Genomic DNA, 17773 nt, shown 5'->3' with positions numbered 1-17773 from the left:
GGTTGGTTTCACCGAGGAGCTTCCCTCTTTCCCGCTCGTCCCTGCTCGCCGACTACACACTTATAGGGACACGACCCCCGAAAGAGCCCGTGCTCCACGTAGATGAGGTGGACATCCATCTCAACCCCAAGGTCGGACACGACTGGTGTCTTCCGGGGCAGCGTCGGGTGGTAGTGACCCCGGGCAACAACCAGAAGCGCTTCCTGGCTGGAGCGTTGAATGTCCGGACGGGAAAGCTGACGTGGGTGGAGGGCAAATCCAAGGCCAGCGACCTCTTCATCCAGTTGCTCTGGCGGCTGGCGGGGGAATACCGGCGCGCTCGTCGCATCCACCTCGTGCTGGACAATGCAGCGGTCCACACCAGTCAGAAGACTCGCAAGGCGCTGGTCCAACTCAAAGAGCGCATCGTGCTCCACTTCCTGCCGCCCTACTGCCCCCAGGGCAACCGCATCGAGCGCGTGTGGCTCGACCTGCACGCCAACGTCACGCGAAACCACCGCTGCCGCACCATGGCCCAGCTCATGGTGCGGGTACATGCCTACCTCGACGCGCGGAATGCACAGCGCTCAGCCTGTCCATCCCTGCGCCGAGCCGCCCTCAGGCGCGCCTCCTGACGTCGTGCGAGAATCGAGATCGTTGGTTTAGAGGGCAACGCGCCGGTTTTTCCCTGGAGGAAGTCGAGAGGATGAGCGTCCAGCTCTCGCCTTCCAGTGGCAAGCCATACGGCCTGGCGCTCGTGACAGCCACCTGGAGCGTGTCCCGTGCCACGGTTTACCGGCACCGGGCCCGTCGTCAGGCCCAGGCCCTCCCAGCGGCCCAGCGTGGCCCCAAGACGGCATTGACGGACGAGGCGCTGCTGGAGGCCATCCGCGGCGTGCTGGCCCGCTCGCGGTTCCTGCGCGAGGGGCACCGCAAGGTATGGGCTCGGCTGCGTGCTCAGGACGTACGCACCTCGAAGGCCCGCTGCTTGCGGCTGATGCGCCAGGCGGGTCTTCTTGCACCGGGCCGCGCCGGCCGGGCGCTGGGGCCGCGCCACCACGACGGCACGATTACCACCGACAGGCCCGATGTCATGTGGGGTACCGATGCCACCTGTACCATGACGACACTGGAGGGCCAGGCCACCGTCTTCATCGCCGCCGACCATGGTACCTCCGAGTTCGTTGGCATCCATGCCGAAGGTGGGCACGCGCTTCGAGGCCCTCGAGCCCAGTCGCCAGGGCATCAGGGCTCGCTTCGCTGCGTACGGCCGAGGTGTGGCCACGGGGCTTTCCATCCGCCACGACAACGGCAGTCAGTACACCTCCGACGCATTCCAGAAAGAGCTGCGCTTCTTGGGCGCCGAGTCCAGTCCGTCCTTCGTCCGTAGCCCCGAGGGCAACGGCTGCGCCGAGCGCTTCATCCGCATCCTCAAAGAGCAGCTGCTCTGGGTGCGCACCTTCGCCACCGTGGAGGAACTGCGGCAGGCGCTGCTGGACTGGGCTCAACGCTACAGCGAGCACTGGCTGCTGGATCGTCACAACTTCCTCTCTCCGAGGCAGGCCCTGCGAGATTTGATGCAGTCGAGGCAATCGGCCTGATTACGACCAGCCTGGTGTTTCAACAATCCGGTGCGGTACAAAGGGTCGGACTTGCGAAAGCTCATTGTAGGGGCTGCTCGGGAGTAGGTCATGGAACGGCGCTTCTTCAGCGCGACGTTGGATGTCTATGTGAAGGGCCGTTGGTATCTCGACGACCCGACGGACCTCCAGGGGACGGAGGTCGAGGACATCTGGCAATTCCGGCGAGGGCGTTCCTTGGAGCTTCAGGAGAAGCTTCGTATCCCCGTGTCGCGTCCCGGGTGCTCCTTGGAGATGGATTTTGCGGGAGTGGGTCTCACGCCGGTTCTTGGAGCGCGAGCGGCATCGGTGTTCCGGGACCTGGCCTCCGAGGATGTGCAGCTGTTTCCGGTCGAGGTCGGAGACGAGGTTGGACCTCACTACCTCCTCAATGTGCGGACCGAGAGGCGGTGTATCGACGATGCCGCCTGCAAGTCGGTGCAGTACTTCACGGAGGAGGACGTGATGCCCAAGAAGGCTGGGCAGTACCGCTCCGTGCTGGGACTGAGGATTGACAAGTCCAAGGTCGGAGTCGCTCGGGCATTTCGACTCTGGGGATACAGCATCCCCATCATCGTCGACGAAGCCATCAAGGACGCTCTGGAATCCATGGGCTCCCTGGGCGTGAAGTTCGACGAGGTCTGAACCACGAAGTTCAAGAGTCCCGAACTGAGCTTGGACACATGATGAACGCGGAACTGCTGGCGGAGATGGAGCTTGTAAGGCATCCATGGTCGTCCTTGCGAGTCATCCAGGGAGTCGCGGATGCGATTCCAACCGCGCTTCGGAGCCTGTTCTCTGCTCGGGCGCCCTCCGAAATCCAGACGGCATACTGGCGCATCGAGAATCAGGTCGTGGTCCAGGGGCAACTCTTCGAGTCGGCGGTCGCCACGACACAGGTGCTGATGGCCTCGCTCGTGGACGCGAAGCGCCCCATGCCAGTTCGAATCGGGATCCTCGAACTCCTCTTCCAGCTCACGTCAGGCGAATCGCATCAATCCGAAGTCGACCGTGGCAACGGCAACCTGGGCGAACAGTGCCGAGCCGCCGCCCGAGAAGGCCTCTGGTTGCTCTATCGGGAGCTGGTGGAAGGAGAGGCCGCGGCGGCAAGGGAGGTGCTTGAGGTGATAGAGCGCACCCCAGACCGTCTCGTCATGCTCGACGAGCTCGCGACGGGGGCATGAGCGTCGCCTCGTCGCTCAGTCCCGCAGGTCGCCCCCCAGCAGCCAGACCAGCAGCGTGATGGCGAAGCCAAGTCCCGAGCAGGCGAGGCCCGCGATGGGCATCCAGCGCAGTCTCGCGAGCTCGGGCGTCTTCTCCACGCGGCTCATCATCACGAGGTTCATGATCACCGCGCCCGCCTGCAGGATGAAGCAGAAGGGGAGTAGTGACAGCACGCCCAGAACGAAGCCCGTGATGACCGTCGACTTGCTGGTGCCCTCTGCCGCCGGCACGACGCGCGAGCGCAAATCCCAGCACGTCGGACACATGGGCCGGGCCTCCGGCCGCACCCGACGCTCACACGCCGGGCAGATGAACGTGCCACAGCGCAGACACACCCAGCTCGCCGCGGCCTCCGGATGCGCCGCGCAGCTCGCTCCCTCCGGCGGTGCCTCCACGCTCATGCCGAGCGCACCTCACGCGCCGGCATCGCCCGCGAGGCCTGTCCCGCCTGCAGATGCCTCAGGATGGCGGACGCCGCCTCGTCGCTGGGAAGCCGCAACGTGACCTCCCGATTGTCGATGCGCACCACCTGCGGCACCTTCCCCTGCACCACCGCGGAGTACGCCACCACCGGGATGAGCACCGCCACCAGGACCCCCACCATCAGGTAGCTCCTGGTCTGCGTGTTCCCGGCGAACGCGAAGATGGCGCCGCACAACACGGCGATGGTCCCCAGGAACGACAACCCGAAGACGAGCTTCGCGCGCTTCCACTGCGCCCAGCCCTCCTCGCTGAACGGCAGCGTCCCCTGCGCCCGCTTCGTCAGCAGCATCGCCACCAGCAGCACGATGAGCGCCGCGAACGGCACGAAGATGAGCAGCCAGCGCGGATACCACGAGAACTTCACCGGCTGGAACGTGATGCCTTCCGTCTGCCCCGTGATGACGCACACCCGGGGCAAATCGAACTCACTGAGCTCGTTCTTGGGAATGACGACCTGACGCATGGCCGTCCTTCTAATCCACCGCTTCCCTCGAACACCAGCCAGCCCCTCAAGAGCTGCAGCTCACCACCAGGTGCCGGCCCCAGGCCGGCGGCGCCACCGTGTACTCCTCGTACTCGGGGCGCTGGGTGAAGGGGTCCGCCAGTGCGGACAGCAACCGCACGACCTCCGAATAGTCCCCCTGCCGCGCCCGCTCGATGGCCGCCTGCGCCATCCAGTTGCGCAGCACGTACCGCGGATTCACCCGTTCCATCCGCCCCCGGCGCTCCTCGTCCACGCTCCCCTCCGCCGCCAGCCGCGCCCGGTAGCGCTCCGCCCACGCCTCGAACGGCACGCGGTCCGCGAACATCACCGCCGCGTCCTCCTCCCGCCCGAGTGCCCGGAAGAAGCGCGTGTAGTCCACCGCCGCCTCGGCCATCACCGAGAACAAATCCCCCACGAGCGCCCGGTCCTCCTCGCGCGCCTCCTGGAGCCCCAGCTTCTGGCGCATCGAGGACAGGAACTGCCCGCTGAACGTCGGCTCGAACGTGGCCAGCGCCGCGCGGGCCTCGTCCTCGGTCATCAGCGTCAGCAGCGCCTCACCCAGACACGCCAGGTTCCACATCGCGATGCGCGGCTGCTGGTCGAACGCATACCGGCCCCGGTGGTCCGAATGGTTGCAGATGAACCCCGGCTCGAAGTCATCCAGGAACCCAAACGGCCCATAGTCCAGCGTGAGCCCCAGGATGGACATGTTGTCCGTGTTCATCACCCCGTGCGCGAAGCCCACCGCCTGCCATCGCGCCACCAGCCGCGCCGTGCGCTCCACCACCTCCGCGTAGAACCGCGCATACCGCCCCTCCACCCCGGACAGGTGCGGGAAGTGCCCGTCGATGACGTGGTCCGCCAGCCGCGCCACCTGCTCGGGCTGCTCCGTGTAGTGGAAGTACTCGAACGTCCCGAAGCGCACGTGCGAGGGCGCCATCCGCACAATCATCGCGCCGGTCTCCACCTCCTCGCGGTACACCGGCTCATCCCCTCCAATCAGACACAACGTCCGCGTGGTCGGGATGCCCAGCCCGTGCATCGCCTCACCGCACAGGTACTCACGGATGGACGAGCGCAGCACCGCGCGCCCATCCCCACCCCGCGAGAACGGCGTGGGCCCGCCGCCCTTCAGGTGCAAATCCCACTTCGCCCCGTCCGCCGTGCGCACCTCGCCCAACAGCAGCGCGCGCCCGTCTCCCAGTCGAGGCACATACACGCCGAACTGATGCCCGGCGTACACCATGGCGAAGGGCTCCATGCCCGGCAGCGGCCTGCCACCGCCGAAGACCTCGACGAACTCAGGCCGCCGAGCCTCTTCCGGCTCCAACCCCAAGAGCCGCATCGCCGAGGGGTTCACGCTCAACAGCCGGGCGTTCGGGAAGGCGCGGGGCGCCACCCTCGCTCCAAATCCAGACGGCAGGCGGGCGTAGGTGTTGTCGAAGACGAGTTGTTCGAGCGTGGGCATGACGGAGGACAACAAGCGGGGACGCGGCCGTCGTCCGGCCGCATCCCGGGAGGACGACTCAGGGAACCTTCATGCCCCGCTGCACGGCGGGGCGGCTGCCCACGCGCGCGAGCCACTGCGGCACGCGCGTCAGGCCCGCGAACAGCTCCGGGAAGTAGCTCTGCATGCCCGCCACCCACGGGTACAGCGAGATGTCCGCGATGGAGTACGCCCCCGCGACGTAGTCCCCCTTGCCGAGCTGCCCGTCGAGCACCTTGAGCAGTCGCTTCGACTCCTGCGTGTACCGGTCGATGGCGTAGGGAATCTTCGAGGAGTGGAAGCGCGCGAAGTGGTTGAGCTGCCCGAACATGGGGCCCACGCCGCCCATCTGGAACATCAGCCACTGCGTCACCTGCGCCTTGCCGCGCAGGTCCGAGGGCATCAGCTTCCCCGTCTTCTCCGCCAGGTACAGCAGGATGGCGCCCGACTCGAAGACGGTGATGGGCTGGCCGCCCGGCCCCTCGGTGTCGACGATGGCCGGAATCTTGTTGTTGGGATTGATGGCCAGGAACTCGGGCTTGAACTGCTCGCCCTTGGAGATGTCCACCGACTTCGCGGTGTAGGGCAGCCCCAGCTCCTCCAGGGCGATGGAGACCTTGCGCCCGTTGGGCGTGGCGAACGTGTACAGGTCAATCATGGTGTGCTGACTCCCGTGAGCCGCGCGCTTTCGCGCCAGAGTTGCTCTGCGAGGGCGTCGTCCCGCGCGGCCGCGGACGGCTTCCTCTTCTTGCGTCGGACGAAGTACTTCCCGGAGACCTTCTCCACGTCGGGCGAGGTGGCCAGGTAGATGGACGTCCTGGCGCCGCCGGCCGGCGACAGGAAGAACGGCCCGCCCAGCTTCACGATCCACTTGAAGAAGCCCAGCGTGTTGTGCCCGAAGCCCGAGCGCACCACGCCCGGGTGCACCGCGTTCGTCGTCACGGCCGTGCCCTCCAGCCGCTTCGCCAAGGCGTGCGTGAACAGGACGTTGGCCAGCTTCGACGTGGCGTAGACGCGGAAGCCGTCATAGCGGCGCTCGCTCTGCAGGTCGTCGAAGTCCAGCTTGCCGATGTAGTGCACGTCCGACGACAGGTTGATGACCCGCGCGGCGCCGCTGGCCTTGAGCGTGTCCAGCAGGAGGTTCGTGAGCAGGAAGGGCGCCAGATGATTCGTGGCGAACGTCGCCTCCAGCCCATCCACCGTCACCTGTCGCCGGTCGATGATGAGCCCCGCGTTGTTCACCAGCACATCCAGCCGCGAGTAGCGCGAGAGGAACACCTTCGCCAGCGCGCGCACGGCGGACATCGAGCTCAGGTCCGCGAGGATGAAGTCGACCCGGGCGTCCGGCGCCTCCGCCTTGACGGCGACCACGGCGGCCTGGGTGCGGGTGGCGTCACGGCCCACGAGCACCACGGTGGCGCCCAACCGGGCCAGGGCCTTCGAGGTCTCCAGGCCGATACCGCCGGTGGCCCCGGTGATGAGGCACACCTTCCCGTCCATCCGTGTCTCGGCGCTCATGTGACGTCCCCAGGATTTCGAGGACGCCTTCTATATGCCGACGCGGGCCCGGACGCTCGTGGAAGCGCCGGGCCCGTGTGGAAGGGAGGACCCTTGTCGCGGCCTCAGGCGTTGGTGGGGCGCGAGGGCTCGGCGCCGGCGTCCCGGCCACCCTTGCCGGGGCGCATGCCCGGGCGCGCGCCGCCGTTGAGGTGGCTCTCCAGGAACCACATGTCCAGCTCCACGTCCCCGAGCACCTGGGTGAGCAGGTCCACGGTGATGGGCTCCTCCAGCTCGTCGCAGCGCTGGATGCCGCCGCGGATGGAGGCCGCGTAGCGGGCGAAGCGGTCGACGAGGGCCTTCAGGTGGTCCTCGCTCTCCACCGCCTTGAGGTCGTACTCGGGCAGCTCGCTGTTCTTGGCGGCCAGGCGGATGGTGCCCTCGGCGTAGCCGCCCAGGGTGCCGGCGCGCTCGGCGAACTCGTCGGCCTGCTTGCGCGCGTGCTTGGCCAGGTCGTCGAACAGCAGGTGGCGGCTGTAGAAGTGCGTGCCCCGGATGTTCCAGTGCGCTTGTTTGATCTGCCAGTGCAGGTCGATGGAGTCGGCCAGCAGCGTGTTGAGCAGGTCGATGATCTCCTCACGCTTCTCACTGGGGACATTCACATGGCTGGGAAAGTTCATGGTTTGGCGCTCCCTCCAGAAAGCTTTCCGAAGAGTGGGGATGACCTCCCACATGCGCCATGGCGCCCCATCACGCCCGCAGAGCGGCCGGCCGACCGGGCGGTCTCCCCGACGACACGTGGCGGCCAGCCCCGTCGTGAGCATCGCGAGGCGCGCCCGGGTTCCCTGGAAGACGGGCCTGCTCACGGGGTCGCGATGACGCGGCTCCAGGCCCCCTTCGTCGTGGGAGGGACCGGGTAGGGGCTCGGGGCCGGACATTTCGAGCGGCGAAGTGCTTCTTCTCGGGAGGCACTGGAGGCAGACTTCAGGTGTGTCCCGGCGCTCCTCGTGGTCCATCGCGGTCGTCCTGTCGCTGCTCCTGCACGCGGCGCTCTTCGTGGCGCTGTCGCGGATGAGCGGACCCGTGCCCGCGCGGCGGACGGCGACGGTGACGGAGCTGGACATCGTCTACGTGCCCATGAAGGCACCGCGGCAGGTGGCCACGCCCGCTCCGGCGACGAGCCCCTCCGCGCCGCAACCGCCGAAGCCCCCGCGCAAGGCGGAGCGTCCGCCGACGGATATCGCGAAAGCGCCCGCCACGCCGCCGCCCTCGCCGTCGACGGAGCCCTCGCAGGTCGCGCAGGCGCCCGGTGGCGGGAAGACGGAGGACGCGCCCGGTTCAGAGGAGCTGCCCGCGGATGCTCCGCGCGCGAGCGGGCCGGCGATTTCACTGATGCCCAAGGGCTGGGTGGGCGGCATGCCGGTGGGCCCGTCGCAGTCTGGGCGGACGCTGCGCAACAACGGCGACGCGGGGACGGACCCGAGCGTGATTGCGCGCGAGCAGGCGGAGGAGGCCCAGGCGCGCGTGGATGGCTGGGCGGCGGACGCGGCGGCCTCGGCGCGCGCCGAGAGTGGCGCGGTGAATCCTTACTTCACGAACCTCCAGGACCGGTTCGCCAAGAAGCTGGTGAACCCGCCGTCGCCGGACCTGAAGGTGCTGGCCTCGCGGATGAAGCGCGAGCAGGTGGACGCGGTGAAGCGCTTCGGTGAGACGGGCTCGCCCTACGTGGCGACGAAGCGCGACCGCCGTCTCGAGGAGCGCAACCGCATGCAGGCGGCCGTGGAGGCGGGGCGCGCGGCGAACATGTTCATGGTGGATGTCACCGAGCCCATCCTGGCGCTCGCCGCGGTGGTGGAGGTGCGGCAGACGCGTGAAGGTGAGCTGGTGGACCTGCGCGTGCTGGAGGGCTCGGGTGACCCGAAGTTCGACCAGTGGGCCGTCGCGCACCTGAAGGAGGCGCTGGCCAGCGCGGACGCGCCCCCGGAGTCGGGCCATGGGCTCCGCTCGGATGGGCTGCGCAGCCGCTGGCGCCTGGAGGAGTACGTGGGCAACCCGCGCGTGAAGGTCATCCTCATCGGCGTGTACTGACGGGCTCAGCGCTCCGCGTACACGGGCTGTCCCTGGGGCGCCGTGCCCTCGGTGGCGTAGCCCTCCTTCACCCAGTACTCGATTCCTCCCAGCATCTCCTTCACGCGGAAGCCGAGCGCGGCCAGCTTCGCCGCCGCGCGGGTGGAGCCGTTGCAGCCCGGGCCCCAGCAGTAGGTGACGATGACGTCGTCCTTGCTCAAGTGGGCGGTGGTGGTCTCGGAGATGCTCCGCGTGGGGAGGTTCCGCGCGCCCGGGATGTGGCGCTGCGCGTAGGCATCCGGCGAGCGGGTGTCCACGACGACGAAGCCCTTCTTGCCGCGCTCCAGGTCCAGGTGCACGTCGGCGGCGTCCGTCTCCACGGAGAGCTTCGCGAGGAAGTGGCGGCGGGCCTCCTCGGGTGACGCGGCGGGGACTTCGAGGACGAAGGAGAAGGGCGTGGTCATGGGAGGGCTCCTGGTGGGTGGGCCGTGACGCTCGGAACAGTGCGCTCCAAGTGGCCCATGGGAAAGCACCACTTCGGTGCACAGGGGTGGACCATTTCACGAGGCCCGGTTACGTGAGGGGCCATGCCGAAGCGCTCCCAGGGCGTGCCCCTGTCCTTCCTGATGCTGGACTCGAGTCGGGGGACAGGCCCGCTGCATCGGCGGCTCTACGAGCGGCTGCGCGAGGCCATCCTCTCGGGGACGCTGGCACCTCGGAGCCGGCTGCCCTCCACGCGCACGCTCGCCCGGGAGCTGGGGCTCTCGCGAGGCACGGCGGAGGAGGCCTTCGCGCAGCTCGACGCCGAGGGCTTCCTGGAGCGGCGCGTGGGCTCGGGGAGCACCGTCGCGCTGCCGGAGCATTCACGCGCGCCCCGAAGCACCCCAGTGCGAGGTGGCTCGCCACGGGCCCGGGGCGATGGGCTCTCCCGTCGGGGACGGCGGATGGCGGGTGACGTGCTTCCACCTGAGCCTCGGGACGTGCGGCCCTTCACGCCCTGCCTCCCCGCGCTGGAGCTGTTTCCGGCGAAGGCCTGGGCGCGCGCCGTCGCGAGGCAGGCGAGGGCGTGGGGGCCGGAGCGGATGCTCCACGGTGAGCCCGAGGGCTTTCGTCCCCTGCGCGAGGCCATCGCGGCGCACCTGGGGCCCGCGCGCGGCGTGCGCTGTGCCTGGCGTCAGGTGCTGGTCTTCTCCAGCACACAGCAAGCGCTGGATTTGACGGCGCGGCTGCTCCTGGATGAAGGCGACGGCGTGTGGCTGGAGGAGCCGGGCTATCTGGGAGCGCGCGTGGCGTTCGACGCTGCGGGTGCGCGGCTGCATCCGGTGCCGGTGGACGCGCAGGGGCTCCAGGTGGACACGGGCAGGACGCGGGCGCCGAGGGCGCGGCTGGCGTACGTCACACCCTCGCACCAATACCCGCTGGGCGTGACGATGAGCCTGCCGAGGCGACTGGCGTTGTTGGAGCACGCGCGAGCCTCGGGGATGTGGGTGCTCGAGGACGACTACGACAGTGAGTTCCGCTACGCGACGCGTCCGCTGGCGGCCATCCAGGGCATGGACGCCGCGGGGCGGGTGCTCTACGCGGGCACCTTCAACAAGGTGATGTTCCCGTCGCTGCGACTGGCCTTCCTGGTGGTGCCCCAGGGGCTGGTGGAGCCCTTCACCGCGGCGCGCGCCTCGACGGAGGGACACACGCCCACGCTGCCGCAGGCCGCGATGGCGGACTTCATGGACTCGGGCCACTACGTCACCCATTTGAGACACATGCGGCAGGTCTACTCGGAGCGACGCGATGCGCTGTTGGATGCATTGCGACGTGAAGGCAATCCCAGACTTCGACCCGGCGCGGCGGAGGCGGGAATGCATGTCACGGCATTCCTGGCGTCCGGGTGTGAGGACCTGGCGCTGGTCGAGCGGACGGATGCGAGGCGCCTGGGCGCACGCCGGCTGTCGCCGCTCTACCTGGGACGCAAGCGGGAGCAGGGATTGGTGCTGGGGTTCTCGGGGGCGAGTCCCGCCGGCCTCCGCGCCGCCGTCCGGGAGCTGGTCCCACTGCTCGCGGAGAGCGAGGCGTCACCTCACCTCAGCGCGCCTCGTCCTCGAAGATGAAGTCGGTGATGCTCTTCCAGGTGGCCTCGAACTGGGGCCGACGGAAGCCGGAGCCGGAGATGAGCCAGTCCACGTGTGGCGGCTGGTGCGCGGGCTGGTCGAAGTGGCCGATGGCATCCAGGTGGTCCGCTCTCACCGCCGCGAGCACGCGTCCGTACACCTGTGAGCGCGTGGGGACGATGCCGTCACACGCCGTGGGCCCCGGCATCGCGCCATACGCCTGCACCAGCGCCGCCGTCTGCGCGGGCGAGTGCAACGGCAGCGCCGTCAGCGGCATGCGCTGCGTCTGTCCATACACGAACGCGTAGATGGTGTGCGTGAGCTGCGCGTACGGGTCCAGGCCCGCGGACACACGCGTGCGCAGCGAAGGCGGCCTGGCCTGCGTCACCACCGAGCCGTAGCGCACACCCGGCCGGTCCACGGTGCTCGCGTTGAACAGGTCGATGCCCTCCGGCGTGAGCTGCGGAATCAGCGACGTGTCGTTGCCCACGTCGCTCAGGAACTTCGACACCGCGTCGCGCCGCTCGGAGGAGAAGTCCCCCAGGAGCTGGTCATAGAGCTGGTCCAGCAGCGTCTGCTTCCAGCCGAGCTGGTCATCCGCGCGCGCCATCAGGTGCCCGAAGCGGAACACCACCCGCAACGGCAGCCGGCCGAAGCGCAGCACGTACACCGTGAACAGCGACAACAGCTTCAGCAGCCGCTGACCGAACAGCCCCAGGAAGAACGACGCCAGCGGCGTGCCCGCGTGCGGCGTGGACACCGTCACCACCGAGCGCACCCTGCGTGCGAACGGCTCCAGCTCCAACCCCTCCGCCAGCTGCGCGCCGGGGCTCGCGAACAGCCGCGCGTCCAGCCCGCCCGTCGAGTGCCCCACCAGGTGGATGGGCCCGTCGTCCCCACCCGCCGTCTCCTGCACGACCTTGAGCAGGTCCGCGGTGCGCGTGCGGATGGACGCCGTCGGATGGGACAGGACGATGGTGACCTCCGAGTCCGTCATGCCCCGCCGGGCCAGCTCCGCCTTCAAGTAGTCGAGCGCGTGTCCGAAGTAGACGAGCTCGCCCAGATTGATGAACCCGAAGAAACCGGGGACGAGATAGATGTGGTGCTTCGCGGCCATTGCCTCCACCATACCTGACGCGCCGCGTGATTCCCCTCGGGAATGCTGCCGCCGAGCGGGCGTTGTGCGGCGCCTTTCTCACTCGACTTCCAGAAGGATGAACACCCGTGGACCGTGCACTGCTCGCACTTGGCCTGCTCCTGTCGCTGCCCGCCGTGGCGGACGAGGGCATGTGGACCTACGACGCCTTCCCCGTGGAGGCGGTGAAGAAGGCCCATGGTTTCACGCCGACCCAGGCGTGGCTGGACAAGGTCCGGCTCGGCTCGGTGCGTCTGGCGGGCGGCTGCTCCGCCAGCTTCGTGTCCCCGGAGGGGTTGGTGATGACCAACCACCACTGCATCCGAGGATGTATCGAGGACTTGGCCTCGCCGAAGGAGGACCTGCTGGCCAAGGGCTTCCAGGCCCGCACGCCCGCCGAGGAGCGGCGCTGCCCCAAGGTGGAGGCCAACCAGCTGGTGAAGATGACGGATGTCACCGAGCGGATGAACACGGCGACCAAGGGCCTGTCCGGCGCGGCCTTCAACACCGCGCTCAAGAAGGAGATGTCCGCGGTGGAGTCCGCGTGCGCCACGTCCACGGACGTGCGCTGTGACGTGGTGACGCTGTTCAATGGCGGCAAGTATCACCTCTACGAGTACCGCCGCTTCCAGGACGTGCGCCTGGTGTTCGCGCCCGAGTTCTCCATGGCGGCGTTCGGCGGGGACCCGGACAACTTCAACTTCCCGCGCTTCGGCTACGACGTGGCCTTCCTGCGCGTGTGGAAGGACGACCAGCCGGCGAAGAGCCCGGACTACCTGCCGTGGGCGAAGACGGGCGCGAAGGACGGGGACCTGGTCTTCGTCTCCGGCCACCCCGGCGGCACCGAGCGCAAGGCGAGCGTCGCGGAGCTGGAGTTCCAGCGCGACGTGAACCTGCCCTACACGCTGCTGATGCTCGCGGAGGTGCGCGGCAAGCTGAAGGAGTACGCGAGCACGTCGCCGGAGCGCTTCCGCACCACGCGCTCCCGGCTGCGCGGCGTGGAGAACGGGCTGAAGGCCCTGCGCGGCCGGCTCCAGGCGCTCGCGGACCCTGCGCTGCTCGCGAAGAAGCGCGAGGACGAGGCGGAGCTGCGCCGGCGCGTGGAGGCCAACCCCCAGGTGAAGGCCGCCACGGCGGGGGCGTGGGAGGAGACGGCGAAGGCGCTCGACACGTACCGCCGCATGCTGCCCGAGTACCGCATGAAGGAGGCAGGGGACGCGTACGGCTCGGAGCTGTTCGGCATCGCCCGGCAGCTGGTGCGTCTGTCGGAGGAGCAGGGCAAGCCGAACGCGGAGCGCCTGCGCGAGTACACGGACGCGCAGCTGCCCTCGCTGCGTCAGCAGCTGCTCAGGAGCGCGCCCATCGCGCTGGAGCTGGACGAGTCGATGCTCGCCTTCGGCCTGGGCCGGCTGCGGGAGACCCTGGGCGCGGATGATCCGTTCGTGCGCGAGGTGCTCGGCACGGAGTCCCCCGAGGGGCTGGCCCGCGCGCTGGTGCGCGGCACGAAGCTGGGCGACGTGAAGACGCGCAAGGCGCTGCTCGAGGGTGGCAAGGCCGCGGTGGACGCGTCCAAGGACCCGATGCTGCTGTTCGCGCGCAAGGTGGACGGCCCGGCGCGCGAGGTGCGCAAGCGCTACGAGGACACGGTGGAGGCGGTGCTCAAGCGCAACGGCGAGCGGCTGGCCAAGGCGCACCTCGCCGTGTACGGCACCTCGGGCTACCCCGACGCGACCTTCACTCTGCGCCTCAACCCCGGTCAGGTGAAGGGCTGGGAGGAGAATGGCCGTCCTGTGGCGTCGCTGACGACGTTCGGCGGGGCCTACGCGCGCCACACCGGCAAGGAGCCCTTCAAGCTGCCCGACACGTGGATGAAGGCGAAGGGCAAGGTGCCCGACGCCACGCCCCTGGACATGGCCACCACCAACGACATCATCGGCGGCAACTCCGGCTCGCCCGTGGTGGACCGGGACGGGCGCGTGGTGGGGCTCATCTTCGACGGCAACCTGCACTCGCTCGGCGGGCGCTACGCCTATGTCCCGGAGACGAACCGCGCCGTGGCGGTGCACGGGGACGGCATCCTCGCCGCGCTGGAGCACGTCTACGGCGCGGCCCGCGTGGTGCGCGAGCTGAAGGCAGCCAGCGACGTCGAGGCCCCACCCGCGAGGTAGGTTGGATTCAGGACGCTTCCTCGAGGCTTCCTCAAGCTGTGAGAAGTCGATACCCCGAGGTGTCCTCGCTGAGGGCACCTCGGGGTGCAGTGTGCCTGCGGAAATTCGGCGGGGACGTGCGTGGATGGCTGATGACTGGCCGAGGCATGTCAGGGGTTCCAGGATAGAATGAGGTTTCCGGTGTGAAGGCCGGCTTCATCCATGGGCTCCTCGCCAACGAATGACATCCCGCTCGGTACGGTCCTGCGGGACACGTATGAGATCTCCGGCGTGCTGGGCCGAGGGGGGATGGGGACCGTCTTCCTGGCGCGGCATCTGCGGCTGCCGGGCAGGCACGTGGCGGTCAAGGTGCTGCGGCACGACGCGAGCCTGGGGGAGGAGGTCTACCTGCGCTTCCGGCGGGAGGCGGAGATTGCCTCGCGGCTGGGGCATCCGAACATCGTGGAGGTCATCGACTTCGACACGCTGGCGGACGGCTCGCCGTTTTTGGTGATGGAGCACCTGAAGGGGATGCCGCTGTCCCGGCGCATCCGCAAGGGCGCGCAGCTGACGCTGCCGGAGGTGTTCTCCATCGCGCGGCAGATGGGCTCGGCGCTGCAGGCGGCGCACGGGGCGGGCGTGGTGCACCGGGACTTGAAGCCCGGCAACGTGTTCCTGGTGCCCACGGAGCTCGGGGGGATGTCGGTGGAGCACGTGAAGCTGCTCGACTTCGGCATCTCGAAGATCATCGACTCGAAGACGGTGCAGACGCAGGACGCCATCCTGCTGGGCACGCCGCAGTACATGGCGCCCGAGCAGGCCACCGGGAAGAACCGGGAGGTGGACCCGAGGACGGACATCTTCTCGTTCGGGTGCATGGTGTACGAGATGCTCGCGCGCAAGCTGCCCTTCAAGGACGGGGGCATCCTGCCGGAGCTCATCTACCGCATCGTCTATGATCCACCGGAGCCGCTGCTGGACGTGGCGCCGCAGACGCCGGTGCACGTGGTGCGAGCCATCGAGCAGGCGCTGGCGAAGCGCCCGGAGGACCGCTTCCCGGACGTGAGCGCGTTCATCGCCGCGCTGACGGGGACGCCCTTGCGCACGGCGACGCCGTCACCGGATGCGCCGGCGCCCGTGGTGGTGCGGCCCGCGGCGCAGGTGCCGACGGCGACCGTGCAGCCCCGGCCCATCGCGTCGCCGCCGTCGAAGCCCGCGACGCAGGTGGTCTCGCCCTGGCGGGCCTCGAAGCCGCAGGCGGACGCGGCTTCGCGCGCGAAGCCGGCGGAGGCTTCTCGCGAGGAGGTCTCGTCTCGAGCCGTGCTGGAGGGCACCGGACACGCCCCGAATGGCGTGGCGGCCTCCGCGCATGGAACGGGACGCGGGGCGAACGGCGCGGATGCATCGGCGCGCTCGGCGCATGGCACGGGACGAGACGCGAACGGCGCGGATGCGTCGGCGCGCTCGCCACAGGGCGCGGGACTCGTGGGACGTGCCGCGAACGGAGCCGAGGCGCATGGCACGGGACGAGACGCGAACGGCGCGGATGCGTCGGCGCGCTCGGCGCAGGGGCCTGTCGCGACGGGCCGTGGCCTGGAGGCTTCGGCGCAGGGCGCGGGACGTGCCGCGAACGGAGCCGAGGCTCCGGCGCGCGCGCCACTCGGTGCCGTGGTGCATGGCGGTGATGGCTCCACGCGTCCCGCGCGCGGCGTGGCGGCTCAAGCCGCGAGGGCGTCGTCCGATGCCGAGCGGGGCAGCGCGGGGCAGGACGTGGACAACCCTTCCGTCGATCCCTCGCGTGCACCCGCGTCGGGGCTCGTCGGCAGGTCGGTGCGCGTCTCCCCTCCGAAGCCCGGAGTCGTCGCGCGCCCTCCCGTCGCGGAGCCTTCCCCTCCACTCGAGCTCCCCCGGCCTCCCGTCCCGGACACCCCCGCCGTCCCGCTGGAGGTTTGGAGACCTCCCGCCGCGAACGCGCCTGCCATGGAGCCCGACTCGGATTCCGAGCCGGTGACGATCCGCTCGCCCTCGGGAGGTGTCCCGGTGGTGGGCCGCAGGCGCTACGGGCGATGGCTGCTCGCGGCCGGCGTGGTCGCCCTCGTGGGCGCGGGCCTCGTGGTGACCCACAAGAACCGCTCCGCCACCAACGTCCCGCTGGCGACGACGCCCACCCAGAACGCGCCGCCGCCCGAGGTCGCGCCCGCCGCGCCAGCCCCGCCGCCCGCGACGGAATCACAGACACGGCTCGTCCAGGGCACGCCTCCCGCGGAGAAGAACACGCTGGCCCCCTCGCCACCCCCGACGGGCATCGGTCAGATGGAGTCTTCCGTGGTTCCATCTCCCGAGGCCAAGGCGAAGCCCGAGGGCCAAGGCACGAAGCCCACGGACCTGGAGCTGGCCGAGGAGGCCCTGGCCCGTGGCGACCCCGGCGAAGCCATCCAGCTGGCCCGCCGCAGTCAGCGCGACCAGGCTACCGGCGCCTCCTTCGCGCTCCTCGCGCGCGCCCACTGCCACCAGAAGGACCTCTCCAGCGCGCGCTTCGTCTGGCTCCGCGTCCCCGCCTCCGAGCAGGCCGAGGTGCGCAGGTACTGCCAGCAGCACGGCATCACCCTGTGAGCACCGGCGAGCCCCGCTCGCCTCTGTCATCCGTCAGACCCCCGCCCGACCCGCCACGTCGTTGGCCAGACACGACCCACCACGCCCTCCTGCGGACGGGTGTTGCGCTGCGTTAAAGATGAATTCTCCTGATGGTGTCGAATAGGATGGTTCAGCTTCGCGAGGCAGCGCCCTACCAGGGCAAGCGGCCGTCCGAGGTCCGGTCTCCGCCGTGAGGGGGGCCCGGCGGGGACTGGGACCGCGTCCTGGAGTAGGCTTTCGAACAGTTGGCATCGGGGGGAGGGGAGATGAGCGATGGTGGTGGAGGCACCCGAGCCGGGGAAACTGTCGGCCATCCTGTTCACGGGCATCGAGGCCGTGAGCCGTCAGTCCTGGCGTGATGAAGCGCTCCAGCAGGTGGTGCGCGAGGAACACGCGTCGTTGGTCCGAGAGCTGCTGCCGCGCCATGGAGGGCGCGAGGTGAAGCGTCTGGAGGATGGGTTCCTGTTGGAGTTCGAGGGCGGGATGTCCGCCGTGGACTTCGGCCTGGCGCTCCAGCGGGAGCTGGAGACCCACAACGGCACCGTGGCCGCCGAGCGCCGCGTGGTGCTGCGCGTGGGTGTGCACGTGGGCATGGTGGTGCACCGCGACGGCGACGTGTTCGGCGAGGGCGTCAACCTGGCCGCGCGCATCGAGGCGCTCGCGAGGCCCGGCACGCTCTATGTCAGCGAGTCGGTGGCCCGACAGGTGGAAGGCCGGCTGGCGTCGCCGCCGGTGCGCCTGGGCCGGGGCGAGATGAAGAACATCCGCCTGCCGGTGGCCGTCTATCGCATCGACCCCCGGGAGCATCGCGGCCGTCGGCCGTGGCTGTCCCGGATGCGCTCGCTGTTGAGTCGCACGCCCACGGCGAACTGAAGCGCGGGTATTCACCGGACGCTGGCGCTACGGTGCG

At 69.4% G+C, this 17773-nt stretch carries 17 protein-coding genes and 1 pseudogene; 10 read left to right on the top strand and 8 right to left on the bottom strand.

Features of this window, described 5'->3' with window-relative positions; translation table 11 throughout:
* From K8625_RS20035 to K8625_RS20020, 5 genes and pseudogenes are all read left to right on the top strand, one after another.
* Window positions 1-614: IS630 family transposase (locus tag K8625_RS20035; protein WP_223783610.1), on the top strand; the 614-nt coding region annotated here is incomplete at its 5' end.
* Window positions 615-685: 71 nt separating this feature from the next.
* A pseudogene (locus tag K8625_RS44495) lies at window positions 686-991 on the top strand (IS3 family transposase); the annotation flags it as partial.
* A gap of 181 nt (window positions 992-1172) precedes the next feature.
* Window positions 1173-1580, top strand: a complete 408-nt coding sequence (locus tag K8625_RS44490) for an integrase core domain-containing protein (RefSeq protein WP_370641934.1) — start codon at window positions 1173-1175, stop codon at window positions 1578-1580.
* A gap of 90 nt (window positions 1581-1670) precedes the next feature.
* A complete protein-coding gene (locus K8625_RS20025) occupies window positions 1671-2243 on the top strand; it encodes an imm11 family protein (protein ID WP_223783609.1) in 573 nt (190 codons plus the stop codon).
* A 38-nt stretch (window positions 2244-2281) separates the two neighbouring features.
* Window positions 2282-2782 carry a hypothetical protein gene (locus K8625_RS20020; RefSeq protein ID WP_223783608.1) on the top strand — a complete coding sequence of 167 codons (501 nt, stop codon included), beginning with the start codon at window positions 2282-2284 and terminating at the stop codon, window positions 2780-2782.
* A gap of 15 nt (window positions 2783-2797) precedes the next feature.
* On the opposite strand, the gene K8625_RS20015 is transcribed toward K8625_RS20020, so the two are convergent.
* The 6 genes from K8625_RS20015 to dps all read right to left on the bottom strand — a co-directional run bounded on the left by K8625_RS20015 (window position 2798) and on the right by dps (window position 7506).
* Entirely contained in the window at window positions 2798-3223 is a 426-nt protein-coding gene (locus K8625_RS20015; RefSeq protein WP_223783607.1) for a B-box zinc finger protein, read from the bottom strand.
* The gene (locus K8625_RS20010; RefSeq protein WP_223783606.1) at window positions 3220-3768 is read right to left on the bottom strand and encodes a hypothetical protein; all 549 of its coding nucleotides are present in this window, start codon (window positions 3766-3768) and stop codon (window positions 3220-3222) included. Before K8625_RS20010 ends, K8625_RS20015 begins: the two co-directional genes overlap by 4 nt.
* Window positions 3769-3814: 46 nt before the next feature.
* Window positions 3815-5257 carry a YdiU family protein gene (locus K8625_RS20005; RefSeq protein WP_223783605.1) on the bottom strand — a complete coding sequence of 481 codons (1443 nt, stop codon included), beginning with the start codon at window positions 5255-5257 and terminating at the stop codon, window positions 3815-3817.
* Window positions 5258-5315: 58 nt separating this feature from the next.
* Entirely contained in the window at window positions 5316-5933 is a 618-nt protein-coding gene (locus tag K8625_RS20000; protein ID WP_223783604.1) for a glutathione S-transferase family protein, read from the bottom strand.
* Window positions 5930-6793 carry an SDR family oxidoreductase gene (locus K8625_RS19995; protein WP_223783603.1) on the bottom strand — a complete coding sequence of 288 codons (864 nt, stop codon included), beginning with the start codon at window positions 6791-6793 and terminating at the stop codon, window positions 5930-5932. Before K8625_RS19995 ends, K8625_RS20000 begins: the two co-directional genes overlap by 4 nt.
* Window positions 6794-6897: 104 nt before the next feature.
* Window positions 6898-7506: a DNA starvation/stationary phase protection protein Dps gene (gene dps, locus K8625_RS19990; RefSeq protein WP_255510368.1), complete on the bottom strand. Its 609-nt coding sequence runs from the start codon at window positions 7504-7506 to the stop codon at window positions 6898-6900.
* A 256-nt stretch (window positions 7507-7762) separates the two neighbouring features.
* On the opposite strand from dps, the gene K8625_RS19985 reads away from it, so the two are divergent.
* Entirely contained in the window at window positions 7763-8860 is a 1098-nt protein-coding gene (locus K8625_RS19985) for a TonB C-terminal domain-containing protein (RefSeq protein WP_223783602.1), read from the top strand.
* Window positions 8861-8865: 5 nt separating this feature from the next.
* On the opposite strand, the gene K8625_RS19980 is transcribed toward K8625_RS19985, so the two are convergent.
* Window positions 8866-9303 carry a rhodanese-like domain-containing protein gene (locus tag K8625_RS19980; RefSeq protein WP_223745945.1) on the bottom strand — a complete coding sequence of 146 codons (438 nt, stop codon included), beginning with the start codon at window positions 9301-9303 and terminating at the stop codon, window positions 8866-8868.
* 123 nt (window positions 9304-9426) lie between these two features.
* On the opposite strand from K8625_RS19980, the gene K8625_RS19975 reads away from it, so the two are divergent.
* Window positions 9427-10947: a PLP-dependent aminotransferase family protein gene (locus K8625_RS19975; protein ID WP_223783601.1), complete on the top strand. Its 1521-nt coding sequence runs from the start codon at window positions 9427-9429 to the stop codon at window positions 10945-10947.
* Here the strand turns inward: K8625_RS19975 and K8625_RS19970 are convergent.
* Window positions 10922-12064 carry a triacylglycerol lipase gene (locus K8625_RS19970; RefSeq protein ID WP_194869405.1) on the bottom strand — a complete coding sequence of 381 codons (1143 nt, stop codon included), beginning with the start codon at window positions 12062-12064 and terminating at the stop codon, window positions 10922-10924. The two genes, K8625_RS19975 and K8625_RS19970, sit on opposite strands and share 26 nt — an antisense overlap.
* Before the next feature lie 107 nt (window positions 12065-12171).
* On the opposite strand from K8625_RS19970, the gene K8625_RS19965 reads away from it, so the two are divergent.
* The 3 genes from K8625_RS19965 to K8625_RS19955 all read left to right on the top strand — a co-directional run bounded on the left by K8625_RS19965 (window position 12172) and on the right by K8625_RS19955 (window position 17736).
* Window positions 12172-14250 (top strand): S46 family peptidase, encoded by a 2079-nt coding sequence (locus K8625_RS19965; protein WP_141330029.1) that lies wholly within the window; start codon window positions 12172-12174, stop codon window positions 14248-14250.
* 201 nt (window positions 14251-14451) lie between these two features.
* On the top strand, window positions 14452-16842 hold the full coding sequence (locus K8625_RS19960; protein ID WP_223783600.1) for a serine/threonine-protein kinase: 2391 nt from the start codon (window positions 14452-14454) through the stop codon (window positions 16840-16842).
* Window positions 16843-17136: 294 nt separating this feature from the next.
* Window positions 17137-17736 (top strand): adenylate/guanylate cyclase domain-containing protein, encoded by a 600-nt coding sequence (locus tag K8625_RS19955; protein WP_223745949.1) that lies wholly within the window; start codon window positions 17137-17139, stop codon window positions 17734-17736.
* The last annotated feature ends 37 nt before the right edge of the window (window positions 17737-17773 follow it).

Source organism: Myxococcus sp. AS-1-15 (assembly GCF_020037055.1).
In the GTDB taxonomy this organism is placed as follows: Bacteria; Myxococcota; Myxococcia; order Myxococcales; family Myxococcaceae; genus Myxococcus; species Myxococcus fulvus.
The sequence above is the reverse complement of the archived record's forward strand: the minus strand, read 5'-3'. Positions and strand labels throughout refer to the sequence as shown.

Bases quoted from the DNA above. Each gene is read 5' to 3' on its own strand.
- K8625_RS19970 (WP_194869405.1), bottom strand. From the start codon at position 12,064: ATGGCCGCGAAGCACCACATCTATCTCGTCCCCGGTTTCTTCGGGTTC.
- K8625_RS20015 (WP_223783607.1), bottom strand. From the start codon at position 3,223: ATGAGCGTGGAGGCACCGCCGGAGGGAGCGAGCTGCGCGGCGCATCCG.
- K8625_RS20010 (WP_223783606.1), bottom strand. From the start codon at position 3,768: ATGCGTCAGGTCGTCATTCCCAAGAACGAGCTCAGTGAGTTCGATTTG.
- K8625_RS20025 (WP_223783609.1), top strand. From the start codon at position 1,671: ATGGAACGGCGCTTCTTCAGCGCGACGTTGGATGTCTATGTGAAGGGC.
- K8625_RS44490 (WP_370641934.1), top strand. From the start codon at position 1,173: ATGCCGAAGGTGGGCACGCGCTTCGAGGCCCTCGAGCCCAGTCGCCAG.
- K8625_RS19975 (WP_223783601.1), top strand. From the start codon at position 9,427: ATGCCGAAGCGCTCCCAGGGCGTGCCCCTGTCCTTCCTGATGCTGGAC.
- K8625_RS20000 (WP_223783604.1), bottom strand. From the start codon at position 5,933: ATGATTGACCTGTACACGTTCGCCACGCCCAACGGGCGCAAGGTCTCC.
- dps (WP_255510368.1), bottom strand. From the start codon at position 7,506: ATGTGGGAGGTCATCCCCACTCTTCGGAAAGCTTTCTGGAGGGAGCGC.
- K8625_RS19955 (WP_223745949.1), top strand. From the start codon at position 17,137: ATGGTGGTGGAGGCACCCGAGCCGGGGAAACTGTCGGCCATCCTGTTC.
- K8625_RS20020 (WP_223783608.1), top strand. From the start codon at position 2,282: ATGATGAACGCGGAACTGCTGGCGGAGATGGAGCTTGTAAGGCATCCA.
- K8625_RS19960 (WP_223783600.1), top strand. From the start codon at position 14,452: ATGGGCTCCTCGCCAACGAATGACATCCCGCTCGGTACGGTCCTGCGG.
- K8625_RS19980 (WP_223745945.1), bottom strand. From the start codon at position 9,303: ATGACCACGCCCTTCTCCTTCGTCCTCGAAGTCCCCGCCGCGTCACCC.
- K8625_RS20005 (WP_223783605.1), bottom strand. From the start codon at position 5,257: ATGCCCACGCTCGAACAACTCGTCTTCGACAACACCTACGCCCGCCTG.
- K8625_RS19995 (WP_223783603.1), bottom strand. From the start codon at position 6,793: ATGAGCGCCGAGACACGGATGGACGGGAAGGTGTGCCTCATCACCGGG.